This is a genomic window from Labrys sp. KB_33_2, assembly GCF_052114505.1.
GTDB lineage: Bacteria > Pseudomonadota > Alphaproteobacteria > Rhizobiales > Labraceae > Labrys.
The window spans coordinates 1-480 of record NZ_JBFREW010000088.1; the positions used below are offsets into that span (position 1 = coordinate 1).

Genomic DNA, 480 nt, shown 5'->3' on the forward strand with positions numbered 1-480 from the left:
CGGCATTGGAATCATAGCGCAGCGACACTTTGGGCTCGAGGCCATGATAAACAGGCACCGCGATCGACACGGACTGCGTGAAGGAGCCGTTGAAGCTGGCAGGCTCCGCCTTCGTCGCCAGTGCGCTCGCACTGGCGACCGCCTTCAAGGGATCGTCCCCGGGGGTGTCGCTTGCTGCCGCCGTCGCGGCCAGAGTCGACAGGCTCTCGGCCTGCACATCCACCGCGTCTTCCGCCGGCGTTGTCGCCGCTTCACCAGTACCGTCCTTGGCCTGCTGCCCGCTCTCGCTGCCCGCCGCTCCGCTCTTGGCCTTGGCCGAGGACGTCCCTGACTGGCTCTCCGGCTTGTTCGAAACGGTCGAAGCGGTCCCACTTCCAGAACCATCCGTGCCACGCTGCGATCCAGCCGCCTTGCTCGCCGCGGCCGGGTCCACCCGCATCAGGTCGGGCAACAAGGGAGGCTGGCTCGTGCTGATGCCGG

At 67.5% G+C, this 480-nt stretch carries 1 protein-coding gene; it reads right to left on the reverse strand.

The genetic code is table 11. The features are described 5' to 3' along the window. On the reverse strand, positions 1-480 hold a 480-nt coding region (locus AB4037_RS34665; RefSeq protein WP_441774690.1), incomplete at both ends, for a hypothetical protein.